Genomic DNA, 11,921 nt, shown 5'->3' with positions numbered 1-11,921 from the left:
CATCACTCTGAGAACCATTTTTCTATGAGCACGTCGTACGGGCTCTTTTTGAGTTCTCTCAACACGCCGTTGATGAACTCGAGAAGATCCGTGTCCTCTTTCCTCACGGCGATGCCGTACTGCTCGCTGGAGAGCACCCCACTCGAGATAACAAGATCCGGATTCTTCGCCACAAAGGCCCTTGCCGTGGCAGAGTCCAGCACCACCGCGTCTGCTCGGTTTCTCTTCAGTTCGAGGAACGCGTCCGTGAATTTATCGAACCTGACGACCTTGATGCCTTCGTACTTTGAAACCTCTATGTCTCCGGTGGTACCGATCTGAACGGCCACGGTTTTCCCTATGAGGTCTTCGTAGGTCTTCGGTCGGAAGTCGCTGTCCTTTCTCACCACGATGACTTGTCCCGCGTCGAAGTACGGATCGGAGAAGGCCACGACCTTCTTTCTCTCCTCTGTGATCGTCATACCGGAGATGATCACGTCGATCTTCTTTGTGAGCAGGCTCGGAATGAGTCCGTCGAAGGTCATATCGACGATCTTCAGTTCGACGCCGAGTCTTCTCGCGATTTCCTTTGCAAGATCGACGTCGAAACCCGCGATGTTGCCGCTTTCATCAACGAATTCGAACGGAGGAAAATCCGCGGAGAGTCCAACGAGCAGATATCCTCTGCTCTTGATCTCGTCGATGACTCCAGAAAAGATCACGATCGAAACCAGAAGAATCGAAACCACGAGTAATTTTTTCATATTATCACCTCCGATTTATTATAACACAGTTCTGCATATCAATGCTTTATGAAGAGCAGCCACAGGGCGAAAGCAAGAGCAAGGATCCAGGTGAACCAGTGTACTTCTTTTGATTTTCCAGAGAAGAACTTCACCAGTGCATAGGAAATGATACCGAGTGCTATTCCGTTGGCTATGGAGTATGTGAGTGGCATAGTTATGACGGTGATGAACGCAGGGAGCGCTTCTGTGATGTCGTCCCATTTCACTCTTCCAAGGTTTCCGATCATGAGCGCTCCAACGAAGATCAGAGCGGGAGCGGTCGCGTATCCAGGAACCGTCTGGGCAAGAGGGGCGAAGAAGAGCATGGCGAGCATACAGAGGGCAACGACGAGGGCCGTGAGTCCAGTTCTTCCTCCTTCCGCAATTCCAGCACCGCTTTCAATGTACGTGGTCACCGTCGAAGTTCCGAAGAGCGCTCCTACAGAGGTTCCTATCGCATCTGCGAGGAACGCCCTGTTTGCCCTCGGAAGCTCTCCGTTCTTCGCAAAACCAGCACTTTGAGCGAGTCCTGTGATGGTACCGAGTGTGTCGAAGAAGTCAACGAAGAAGAAGGTAAGAACAACGATCCAGAAGTCAAGGTTCAAAAATCCAGAAAAGTCGAGCTTCATGAACGTCGGAGATATATCCGGAACGGGACCGACGATTCCCTGGTACTTCGTGACTCCTATGCCGGGGATGGCACCCACGAGTGTGGCCACGAGAATCCCTATCATCACCGCTCCCGGGATCTTCCTGTGGTAGAACGCCACGATCACGAGGAGCCCCACGACCGTCACGAGCACACCGGGATTCGTGAGATCGCCGAGGGCAACGGAAGTGGCGGGATTGGACACGACGATTCCCGCGCTCCTCAGCCCTATGAACGCGATGAAGAAACCAATACCCGCAGAGATGGCCACTTTTATGGACTCGGGTATGATCCCGGCGACGAACTTTCTGAATCCAACGAGTGTCAGTCCTATGAAGATCAGACCTTCAACGAACACGGCAGCGAGGGCTACTTTCCAATCTATTCCCATGCCGAGACACACGGTGTAGGTGAAGTACGCGTTCAATCCCATGCCGGGTGCGAGTGCGAAAGGATAGTTCGCAAAGAAGGCCATGACGAGAGTGGCTGTGGCGGATCCCAGTATCGTCGCGACCATGAAGGCGCCGAAGAACTGTTGGTACAGGGGACTGCTCGCGTCCACACCGACCGCCTGAACGAGGATGGAAGGATTCACAAAAACTATGTAGGCCATGGTGAGGAAAGTTGCGATACCCGCGAAAATCTCCGTTTTCACGTTCGTCCCGTTCTCTTTGAGACGGAACACACAGCTCACCTCCGATATAAAAAATTTAAGGGGATCGTTGGATCCCGTACTTTGTTTTGATTTTCTCATGTTTTCTTTAAAGGAGTTTTAAACAAAAGAAAAGCGGGAGGAACAGCCTCCCGCTCATTCGCCGTACTCTTCCATTAGATACTCCCTTATCTTCTGATCCGCCGTCTTTATCGCCGTTTCCATATCCACCTTTCCGTTGATGAAATCAGAGAACATGTTTCCAACCACCGTTCTGATCTCGTACCATACACCGATCTGCGGATCGAACACGGCGTTGTCTATCTGTTTCAACGGTATTTCGATCAGAGGATCGGATTTTGCCGCTTCCTTCCAGATCGACGTTTCGAGGGCGCTTCTTCTCACAGGTATGTACCCTGTGTTGATCGCCCAGTAGGCGGTCACCTCAGGAGAGATGAGGTACTTCATGAACTCCCAGGCTGCTTTCTTCTCCTCTTCACTCGCCGTGTTGAACATGATGATGTCCGTTCCGGCGAACGGCACCTTGTTCGTCACCCAGGTGGGAACGGGCGCCCAGCTCCAGGTGAACTTACCCTTTGTGGAGCTTTCCACGTAGGGCCTTCCCGCTATTGTGTCGATGTACATCATGATCTTCTGCTGACCGAAGATATCGTTGAGGTATCCACCTTGGAAGTACGCGATACCATCGTCCACCATCTTCTTCACGAAGGCAAGGACCTCTCTTGTTTCCTGGCTGTCGATGTTTGAGACCCACTTTCCGTCGACCTGTTTCAGGATGGAACCACCGCGGAGGGTGAGGAGTATCTGGAAGAAGTCAACGGTCGTCCTGAAGCCAAAACCGTACTGGTCGATCTTCCCATCTCCGTCGAGGTCTTCAGTCATGATTCGAGCCGCCTCGTAGAGTTCATCGATCGTTTTGGGCACATCCACACCGTACATTGCAAAGGCGTCCGCGTTGTAGTAGAGTATGTAGAGACTCTTGTTGAACGGGACCGCGTAGACGGTGTCTCCCCACATACAGTTGTCTCTCAAAGGCTTGAAGATGTCTTCCCACTCTTCCTTCGTGAGGCCTATCTTCGGATCGTTCACGAACTCGTTCAGAGGCTGCACGACACCGCTCTGGATGAGTTTTGCCGTCCAGTTGGAATAAGACTGTGCGATCGTGGGAAGTTCTCCTGCCTGCGCTGCTGCGAGGAGCTTCTGAGAGAGTGCACCGTAGTTTCCAACGTAGACCGCTTCGACCTCGATATCCGGGTGAAGTTCGTTGAAGGTGTTCACTATCTCTTGGAGAGTTTTGCCGTGTCCCCCGCCCATGGCGTGCCAGAACGTGACTTTCACCTTCGCGAGGGCAAAAACACTGAGAACCACCATGAGAGCAACGAGAAATTTCTTCACAGGAATCCCTCCTTTCTCAATGATTTCCCCTTGAATTATACCGCATAGGTTATAATTTGAATGTGAAGAAACTCAAGGAAAGAGAGGTCTGAGTATGAAACCATCGAAGAAGCTGAGAGAAGCAGTTCTTGCGTACCTCTTTCTTCTTCCGTCCCTTGTGGTTCTTGGGATGTTCGTTTTCTGGCCAGTTGGATTCTCTTTTGTTCTGAGTTTCTTCAAGTGGGATTTCAGAAACATGAAGAATCCATACTTCACGGGACTTGATAACTACATCGAGATCTTCAAGTTCGACTATCCACCGAAGTACTCTTTCGTTTTCACCGTTCTGAACACCTTCTTTCATCTCGCGGTTGCCGGTGCGATTGTGATGCTGATCGTCCATCTGATCAGGAAAAGAACCCTCTCAGGCATCGTTTCCAACACTCTCATTGTATTGATTTACATCGTTTTGAACCTCTTCAACGCGGAAAATCCCATCCTCTCTTTTCTGGCTGCGGCTATCTCCTGGAGCTGGCTGTTGTACGACTTCAAACGGGTGGAACTCAAGAACACCTGGCTTTGGTTCATTCTGTTTCTTGCGGTCTTCGTTTTCGTGGAGCTGAGCTCGTCTCTTCCTGGGCTGGTGAACTTCCTGCTCGACGCGAAGGACAAGAATCTCTTCCTGAAGTCGCTCACCAACACACTGTACTACGTGATACTGAGCGTTCCTTCGCAGATTTTCCTTTCTCTCGTGATCGCCCTTCTTCTGAACAGCAACGTGAAGTTCAGGGTGTTCTTCAGGACCGCCTACTTCATACCCTTCGTCACATCAGTTGTTGCAATCTCTCTTGTCTGGAAGTGGATCTTCAACGACGAATTCGGTCTCTTGAACTACATCCTCTCTCTGTTCAACATGGAGCCCATCTCCTGGTTGAAAGACGAAAGATGGACTATTCCCACGATAGCCATCGTCTCCGTCTGGAAGACCGTAGGGTACGATGCGGTGATCTTCCTCGCGGGGCTCCAGAACATAGACAGGTCTTACTACGAAGCGGCTGAGGTGGATGGTGCAAATTCCCTGCAGAAGTTCTTCTACATCACCTGGCCGCTTTTGTCACCGACGACCTTCTTTCTGCTCATCGTCTCATTGATAGGAGCCTTCAAGGTCTTCGCGGAAGTCTACGTTCTCTACGATGGGCTTCCGGGACCGTACAACAACAGCGGAATGACGCTCGTTTACTACGTGTTCGATCTGTTCTACAGACAACAGAGAATGGGAATTGCTTCGGCGGCAGCCTATATTCTTTTTGCGATCATTCTGATCTTCACCTTCATCCAGTACAGGGTTGGAAAAAGAGCGGTCGAATATGTTTCGTGAGGTGATAGTGTGAAGAAGCTGGTCATATACATTCTCCTCGTATTCGGTGCCGTTGTCATGCTGGGACCTTTCATCTGGATGCTGCTCACCTCCTTTAAAGCACCTTCGGAGGTTCAGCAGTGGCCCCCGAGCTTCTACACGAAGAACTTCGCTTTTTCGCGCGACGTGAAAACGATCCTGAAACCTGGTGTTCAGAGGGTCGCAAAGGGAGTCAGCCTGAGAGAAGCGTACGCTTTGAAAACGGCCGAAAAAAATCTGCTCACCATCACGGTGAACGACGACCCGTTCCAAAGAGGAACGATGGTGATCCCTCTCAAAGGGGCAAGATACACAACGGGGGTAGATGTTGAAAAAGTCAAAGAACTCTCCTCGAAATCCCCGGTGGAATTCTCCTGGAAAACACCGGAAGAGTTTTTCGAACAGTTCTTCATCTACTACAAGAGCGGTGCGGATCCGTACCTTCAACGTGCAAAACTGGTGAACGAAATTCTGAGTTCAGTAGAGGGTGCTCTGCGGACCATCTCTCAGATGAATCGATTTGCGGACGTCAGGATAAAAGATGAGGAAGAAAGGAAAAGATATCTCTCGTTTCTCGAGACCGTGAGTGGAGATCTTTCTTCTTTCCAGAATGAAGTGCTCAGCATGAAATCGGGTACCACTCTCGTTCTCTCCGACGAAGAAGTGGAGAAACTCTATGAGCTTCTCGATGGTTTACGGCTCGAATACTCTGGAGACAATCCGCTCGTTCCTGTCTACAGAAAGAACGTAGTCTCTCCTTTCGAAGAGGTGAAGAGAAACGTTTCTTACTATCTCGAGGTCAGCGACTTCTTCCAGAGTGTTCAGAACCTCACCGTGGAAAAAGACATCGTCGCCCGCTCGATGAAAAAGGATGAAAGAGAAGCGCTCTTTTTGAAAAAGATCGAAGACTTCCCTGACAGAGAGCTTGTAAAAAGACTACTGAGAGAGTCAAAAAATCCCGTTGAAAGCTATGTCTCTTTGAAGGAGAAAGAGCTCTCGGAGAAGTACCAAGTGGATCTCCTCACCATCGCTTCGACGAAGCCGGTTGTCTCTTCTCTGATCTCTCTCGCACAGGAAAACGGGATCGAAACAGAAAATTTCTCTCAAATGGTCGCTGAGATGGACATCAAACTCGCTGAAAGCAGCACCTACAGAGTGTTGAAGTCGAAACTCTCTCAACTCGATCTGGATGAAAACCTTCTCAACGAAGTGGCCAGTTATCTCAAAAGCGTTGCGATCCTCAGAAAAGCCTACGAAGACGCGATGAGCTCCTGGAAGATTGTGGACGCTCCTGATTTTGTGAAGGAAGTCCGTGTGAAGGGTGGCGAAGTGATAGAAATCCTTCTGGAGGGTGTCCCTTCCGTTTTCCTGAGTGATGAACCCATCGACTCTGTGAAACTCAGATTTTCGTTCTCCGAAGTGCTGGCTAACATCTTCCAGAATTACGTCGATGCCTGGAACGCAGCACCCTTCCCAAGGTACTACTTCAACACGTTTTTTGTGGCGACGATAACCACTCTGCTCGAGGTGGTTACCGCATCTCTCGCCGCGTACGCCTTCTCCTGGATGGTCTTTCCCGGAAGAGACTTCATCTTCGGTCTCTTCCTTGCGACCATGATGATCCCGGGAGAGGTGCTCCTCGTTCCCAACTTCATCACGATCTCGAAACTCGGCTGGATTGACACCTACTACGCCCTCATAATTCCTTGGATCGTCAGTGTCTTCGCGATATTCCTTCTGAGGCAGCACTTTCTGACCATACCAAGGGAACTCTTCGATGCTGCAAAGATAGACGGATGTTCTCACTGGAGGTTTCTCTGGCAGATGGTGGTGCCTCTCAGCAGGCCTGCCGTCATCACCTCTGCACTTCTCAAATTCGTCGGAAGCTGGAACGCGTTCCTGTGGGTCCTCATCGTCACAAACAGCGAAAAGTACAGAACACTGCCCGTGGGACTTCAGGCGTTCAGTTCCGATGTTGGAACACAGTACAACCTGCTCATGGCGGCCGCTACGTTCTCGATTCTTCCCGTGGTGATACTCTTCATCTTCACCCAGAAGTACTTCATCCAGGGAATCGCGAGGACCGGATTGAAATGAAAGAGGTGATAGCATGAAAAAGCTCGTTCTCTTGTTGCTCGTTCTCTCCTGTGTGGTCTTTGGAGGGATATACTATGGAAACCTTCACTCACACACCTCCTATTCAGATGGTTCTGGAACACCAGACCAGGCCTACGAGTATGCGAAGAGTTATCTCGACGTTCTCGCAATAACGGACCACGCCTACTACTTCACCCAGAAGATCGATGGAAATACGAAGCCTTATCTGACGAAGCTTGCCGCGGAGAGGCACACAAAAGACGGTGAGTTCGTCGCACTTCAGGGTTTCGAGTGGACCGCGGGAGTGGGACACATAAACGTGTACGAGTCTCTCGAGTGGATCGACAGAAACCAGGAAAGTTCCCTCGAAGGTTTCTACAGGTGGCTCGCCGAACACAAAAAGCTCGCCCAGTTCAACCATCCCATAAGCACCTTTGGGACCTTCGATTCGTTCCGGTACTTCCCGGAAGCGGACCAGTACGTGAACCTGATCGAGGTAGGAAACGGGAACTGGGCCTCAGGAGACGTGATAAACGAGGAGATGTTCGGAAACTACATCCTCGCGCTGAACAAAGGATGGCACCTCGGTGCCACCGTGGGACAGGACAACCACAAGCCCAACTGGGGAAGCGCGAACGAGGGAAGAACCGGCATCGTGGCGGACGCTCTGACCTACGACGACATAATGGACGCCCTCTGGAAGAGGCACACCTTCGGAAGCGAAGACAAGAACGTCAAAGTTCTTTTGAAGAGCGATACCCATCTGATGGGAGACATCGTTTTTGTGGAAGATCTCTCTCCCCAGAAGATCAACCTCGAGTACGAAGACACAGAAAAACTCCTCTACCTTGCCGTCATCTCTCAGAGCGGGACCGTTTTGGAACTCAGACCGAACACAGAGAGATTGAATCTGACTCTCTCAGTCATACCTCCCGATGGATACGAGTGGTACTTCGTTTACATGAAACAGTTCGACGGTGACGAGATAGTCACCTCACCGATCTGGTTTCAGATTCCTTCTTCTGTCTACGTGAACAGTGTGAGGATCTCTCCAGAAGAGATACACGACGGTGAATCGGCGAAGGTCTACTTCGAGATCTACAACGTGACCGGTGAAGACCAGAATGTGAAGCTTTCCGTTCTTCTCGATGGGAATTCGTTGAGAGAGGTAGAGCTGAAGTTCTCACCGTACCAGGTGAAGAGATTCGTCGTTCCCACAGGATCGCTGGAGAAAGGCTACCATCGTGTTTCTTTCCTTGTGGACGGGAAACTCGTTCAGTCGAGCGTTTTCTTCGTGAAAGAAAAGCTGAAGGGTGTGATCATGATCGACACCCTTCACGAGAACGACTATCTGGAGGAACTCAAAGCGCTCGCGGGAGAACTGGAAAAGAGAGGATACAACGTGAAGTACCCGAAAGTGATGCTGAAAGACCTGGAGGGTGTGGACATCCTCATCGTCTCAACTCCCAAAGAAGGTGGATTGAGCTTTGCAAAGAAGCTTTCGGACAAAGAGATCGAGGCCATTGAGAATTTCAAGGGCAAGATATACATCGTCCCGGGTGGTGACGAGGAGTACAGGAAGATCTATCTGGAGAAGATAAAAGGGGAGGTTGTCACACTCGAAGAATTGAGAAGGAAACTGCTCGAGGAGTGATGGATGTTGAAGAGGCTTGGAATAGTCGGCTTTGGAGCGAGTGCCATCGGGTTCATCAACGGACTCATAGAGAGTGGAAGGGTGAAAGACTACAAGATCATCGTTCTGGAAAGGGGAAAAGACTACTCCCACAACACCATCTCCGGTGTGAGAATGGACGGGAAGATCTTCATCTCCCACGGCATGGGAGGAGAGATCTACATTCCCCTTGAGATACAGGCGAAGACGGTGGAGTTCTACCTGAAGTTCTCCGGCTACACTCCCACTGCCGATAAAAGAGGGGGCATCGTGAACTACCTGAAATCTTTCGAAAGGGACGGCAGAAAGATAGAGTTCGGAGAGTCCTTCTCGAACGAGGAGACCTACAAGCTCTTCTATCACCACGGTTTCGAGCCGGTGAAGTCTTATTTCTTCCATCTGGGAACGGACATCCTGAAGGAGACCAACAAAAACATATACGAGTACTTCTCTTCCTTCGAGAACATAGAGTTTCTCTTCGGAACTACCGTGGAGGATGTGGAGTTCGGCCCTCCCCACCGGGTACGGGCAAACAGCGGAGAATTCAAGTTCGACGAGATCGTGATCGCCGTTGGAAGAAGTGGACACAGACTCATGGAGTGCCTTAAAGAGAAGTATCCACAGCTTGTCAGACCGAACCAGTTCGTCGACATTGGGATCAGATACGAGCTTCCAAACCACGTGATGGATCCGTTCTCCGATATGTACGAAGTGAAGGTTAGATACAGGACCAAAACAGGTTACATCTGCAGGATCTTCTGCCAGAATCCAGCGGGGAAGGTGACCTTGGAGAAGTACGAAGACTTCACCACGGTGAACGGCTATTCTGACAGCCTTCACAAAACGGAGAACACGAACTTCGCCATTCTCGTCACGACACGTTTCACAGAGCCGTTCAGGGATCCCACGGGATACGGTGTTAACCTCGCAAAACTCGCGAACATCTTAGCCGGCGACAGAGAGAAGGTGATTCTGCAGACGTACGGGGATTTCAAAGAGTTCAGAAGGACGAAGAGGCTCGGAAGGGTTCATCCCACTCTGGATCCCGAAAGTTACATTTTGGGAGACGCGAACCTCGTCTTTCCATCGAAGATCAGAGAATCCCTTGTGGATTTCATTGAGAACTTAGAGAAGGTCATACCGGGGGCTTCCTACTTCGACAACCTGCTCTACGCCGTCGAGGTGAAGTTCTACACGAACAAGTTCCTGAACGACATCGTGGAAGGACTACACGTGGTGGGAGACTGTTCCGGATGGACCAGATCGATCCAGTACGCCACCTCGATGGGGTACATGAGAGCCCTCGGAATGAAGATTCAATCCCTGTGAGACAGGATAGCGAAAAAGCCCCACTCTATGAGAAGAACGGAGAAGAAAACGACGAAACCTTCCCAGAAGGTGAACCTGTGCACGTTGAAGACGTGAAGAAACAGAACGGTAGCTATGGCACAGGAGACGAGGCCGTTTGGAAAGCCTTTTTTCACGAGCGCATTGACCCCCGCGTACCCGAAGAGAGCAGCGAAGGCGATTCCAAGAAACTTTCCGAACGAGACATCGAACACGTTGAAGACGGAAAGAAGGATGAGCACACCGAGAAGTATCAGAACCATTCCGAAGAATCTCAAGTCTATCCCTCCCTCATCCGAACTCGAGAATATTCTACCACTTTAAAATCTGTGTTAGAATAACCTTAAAGGGAGGTAGAAATATGTTGTCACCAACCGAAAAAAGGTATCTCCTCGCTGTTCTTTTAACAACTGAAGAGGGAAGCACGAGACTGAAGAAAGTATCGGACTTCCTGAAAGTGAAAATGCCCTCCGCAAAGCAGATTCTGGAGGACCTCGCAACCAAAAAGTTCATAAATTACGTGAGAAGAGGCCCTATCTCTTTGACGAAAAAGGGAATGGAGCTCGCTCAAAAAGAAATGGAGCGATTCAACAACCTGAAAGAATTTCTGAAGAAGATCCTCTTCCTCAACGAAGAAGAGGCAGAAAAAGGTGCCTGGGAGATCTTTTTCAACCTCGAGGAGAGCATCGCCGACAGGGTCGTCGATTTCATGAACTTTCTCACATACTGTCCGCAAATAACTCCGATATGCATAAAAGGCTTCAAAGAATATCTGGAAACAGGAAAGTTTCCGACTCTTTGCAGACTCAGAAGATGATGGTATAATCGTGAAAGTGAAATCCCGCTCCACCCATCCGGAGGTGGGGCCGAACGTCCGAGGGAGGTGGGTTTCTGTGGCTTACGTGAAAGAGAGGATCTATGAGAGCATGTTCATCATCGCACCGAACGTTCCAGAGGAAGAGAGAGAAAATCTCGTCGAAAGAGTCAAGAAGATCATCGAAGAAAGAGTCAAGGGAAAGATCGAAAAAGTGGAAAGGATGGGTATGAGAAAGTTCGCCTACGAGATCAAGAAGTTCAGCGAAGGAGATTACACGGTGATTTACTTCAGGTGCGATGGTCAGAACCTTCAGGAGCTGGAGAATTTCTACAGAGTGACACCCGAAATCATCAGATGGCAGACCTTCAGAAGGTTCGATCTGGAAAAGAAAGAGAGAAAGGCGCAGAGAGAAAAGGCAGCTGCTGAAGCTGTCGAGACAGGTGAAGGAGGATCCGAAGCTTAATGTCTTTCTTCAACAAGATCATACTCATAGGAAGACTCGTGAGAGATCCTGAAAAGAGATACACGCTCAGCGGAACTCCCGTCACCACCTTCACGATAGCGGTGGACAGGGTTCCCAGAAAGAACGCGCCGGACGATGCTCAGACAACGGATTTCTTCAATGTTGTTACCTTTGGAAGACTCGCAGAATTCACGGGAACCTATCTCACCAAGGGAAGGCTTGTTCTCATCGAAGGTGAAATGAGAATGAGAAGATGGGAAACACCGTCTGGAGAAAAAAGGGTATCTCCGGAGGTTGTCGCAAACGTTGTTAGATTCATGGACAGAAAACCTGCTGAAACGGTCAACGAGACTGAAGAGGAACTGGAGATACCGGAGGAAGACTTTTCCAGCGATACTTTCAGTGAAGATGAACCACCATTTTGAGGGAGGTGTGTTTGATGGCTTACAAGAGAAAAAGAAAGAAGGTCAAGAAGTGCAGACTCTGTGAAATGGAATTGGACTACGTTGATTATAAAGACACAAGGCTTCTCAGTGAATTTCTCACCGACAAGGGAAAGATCATACCAAAGAGGCTCACCGGAAACTGTTCAAAGCACCAGAGAATGGTGAAGGTAGCTATCAAGAGGGCAAGACAGATGGGACTCCTTCCATACCTGAAGATATGAAA

Annotated in this window: 12 protein-coding genes; 8 read left to right on the top strand and 4 right to left on the bottom strand. The window is 49.8% G+C overall.

Translation table 11 applies throughout. The features are described 5' to 3' along the window. Window positions 1-2: 2 nt before the first annotated feature. The 3 genes from AS158_RS05575 to AS158_RS05565 all read right to left on the bottom strand — a co-directional run bounded on the left by AS158_RS05575 (window position 3) and on the right by AS158_RS05565 (window position 3,481). On the bottom strand, window positions 3-743 hold the full coding sequence (locus AS158_RS05575; protein ID WP_038054524.1) for a basic amino acid ABC transporter substrate-binding protein: 741 nt from the start codon (window positions 741-743) through the stop codon (window positions 3-5). A gap of 38 nt (window positions 744-781) precedes the next feature. After that, window positions 782-2,098, bottom strand: coding sequence for an NCS2 family permease (locus AS158_RS05570; RefSeq protein ID WP_038054521.1), 1,317 nt, complete (start codon window positions 2,096-2,098; stop codon window positions 782-784). A 123-nt stretch (window positions 2,099-2,221) separates the two neighbouring features. Next, window positions 2,222-3,481 (bottom strand): ABC transporter substrate-binding protein, encoded by a 1,260-nt coding sequence (locus AS158_RS05565; protein WP_165304669.1) that lies wholly within the window; start codon window positions 3,479-3,481, stop codon window positions 2,222-2,224. 94 nt (window positions 3,482-3,575) lie between these two features. Here AS158_RS05565 and AS158_RS05560 point away from each other — a divergent pair, with 94 nt between their 5' ends. The 4 genes from AS158_RS05560 to AS158_RS05545 are packed head-to-tail and all read left to right on the top strand — an operon-like array spanning window position 3,576 to window position 9,954. Further along, window positions 3,576-4,838: a sugar ABC transporter permease gene (locus tag AS158_RS05560; RefSeq protein ID WP_165304668.1), complete on the top strand. Its 1,263-nt coding sequence runs from the start codon at window positions 3,576-3,578 to the stop codon at window positions 4,836-4,838. Window positions 4,839-4,847: 9 nt separating this feature from the next. After that, window positions 4,848-6,953, top strand: a complete 2,106-nt coding sequence (locus tag AS158_RS05555; protein WP_165304667.1) for a carbohydrate ABC transporter permease — start codon at window positions 4,848-4,850, stop codon at window positions 6,951-6,953. Window positions 6,954-6,966: 13 nt separating this feature from the next. Next, window positions 6,967-8,607 carry a CehA/McbA family metallohydrolase gene (locus AS158_RS05550; protein ID WP_165304666.1) on the top strand — a complete coding sequence of 547 codons (1,641 nt, stop codon included), beginning with the start codon at window positions 6,967-6,969 and terminating at the stop codon, window positions 8,605-8,607. A gap of 3 nt (window positions 8,608-8,610) precedes the next feature. Then, window positions 8,611-9,954, top strand: coding sequence for an FAD-dependent protein (locus tag AS158_RS05545; RefSeq protein WP_165304665.1), 1,344 nt, complete (start codon window positions 8,611-8,613; stop codon window positions 9,952-9,954). Here the strand turns inward: AS158_RS05545 and AS158_RS05540 are convergent. Then, window positions 9,942-10,250, bottom strand: coding sequence for a hypothetical protein (locus AS158_RS05540; RefSeq protein WP_038054503.1), 309 nt, complete (start codon window positions 10,248-10,250; stop codon window positions 9,942-9,944). The genes AS158_RS05545 and AS158_RS05540 overlap by 13 nt on opposite strands. A gap of 83 nt (window positions 10,251-10,333) precedes the next feature. Between AS158_RS05540 and AS158_RS05535 the strand changes: the two genes are divergently transcribed. From AS158_RS05535 to rpsR, 4 genes are all read left to right on the top strand, one after another. Then, window positions 10,334-10,789, top strand: a complete 456-nt coding sequence (locus AS158_RS05535; protein WP_038054500.1) for a metal-dependent transcriptional regulator — start codon at window positions 10,334-10,336, stop codon at window positions 10,787-10,789. A gap of 76 nt (window positions 10,790-10,865) precedes the next feature. After that, a complete protein-coding gene (gene rpsF / locus AS158_RS05530; protein WP_011942980.1) occupies window positions 10,866-11,252 on the top strand; it encodes a 30S ribosomal protein S6 in 387 nt (128 codons plus the stop codon). After that, entirely contained in the window at window positions 11,252-11,677 is a 426-nt protein-coding gene (locus tag AS158_RS05525; protein WP_011942979.1) for a single-stranded DNA-binding protein, read from the top strand. Before rpsF ends, AS158_RS05525 begins: the two co-directional genes overlap by 1 nt. A gap of 14 nt (window positions 11,678-11,691) precedes the next feature. Continuing rightward, window positions 11,692-11,919 (top strand): 30S ribosomal protein S18, encoded by a 228-nt coding sequence (rpsR, locus tag AS158_RS05520; RefSeq protein WP_011942978.1) that lies wholly within the window; start codon window positions 11,692-11,694, stop codon window positions 11,917-11,919. The last annotated feature ends 2 nt before the right edge of the window (window positions 11,920-11,921 follow it).

This window comes from Thermotoga sp. 38H-to (assembly GCF_011057665.1).
Lineage (GTDB): Bacteria > Thermotogota > Thermotogae > Thermotogales > Thermotogaceae > Thermotoga.
The sequence above is the reverse complement of the archived record's forward strand: the minus strand, read 5'-3'. Positions and strand labels throughout refer to the sequence as shown.

What these genes read in the sequence shown, in the direction of transcription:
- AS158_RS05575 (WP_038054524.1), bottom strand. Translation starts at nt 743, where the DNA reads ATGAAAAAATTACTCGTGGTTTCGATTCTTCTGGTTTCGATCGTGATC.
- AS158_RS05560 (WP_165304668.1), top strand. Translation starts at nt 3,576, where the DNA reads ATGAAACCATCGAAGAAGCTGAGAGAAGCAGTTCTTGCGTACCTCTTT.
- AS158_RS05550 (WP_165304666.1), top strand. Translation starts at nt 6,967, where the DNA reads ATGAAAAAGCTCGTTCTCTTGTTGCTCGTTCTCTCCTGTGTGGTCTTT.
- AS158_RS05545 (WP_165304665.1), top strand. Translation starts at nt 8,611, where the DNA reads ATGTTGAAGAGGCTTGGAATAGTCGGCTTTGGAGCGAGTGCCATCGGG.
- AS158_RS05535 (WP_038054500.1), top strand. Translation starts at nt 10,334, where the DNA reads ATGTTGTCACCAACCGAAAAAAGGTATCTCCTCGCTGTTCTTTTAACA.
- AS158_RS05525 (WP_011942979.1), top strand. Translation starts at nt 11,252, where the DNA reads ATGTCTTTCTTCAACAAGATCATACTCATAGGAAGACTCGTGAGAGAT.
- rpsR (WP_011942978.1), top strand. Translation starts at nt 11,692, where the DNA reads ATGGCTTACAAGAGAAAAAGAAAGAAGGTCAAGAAGTGCAGACTCTGT.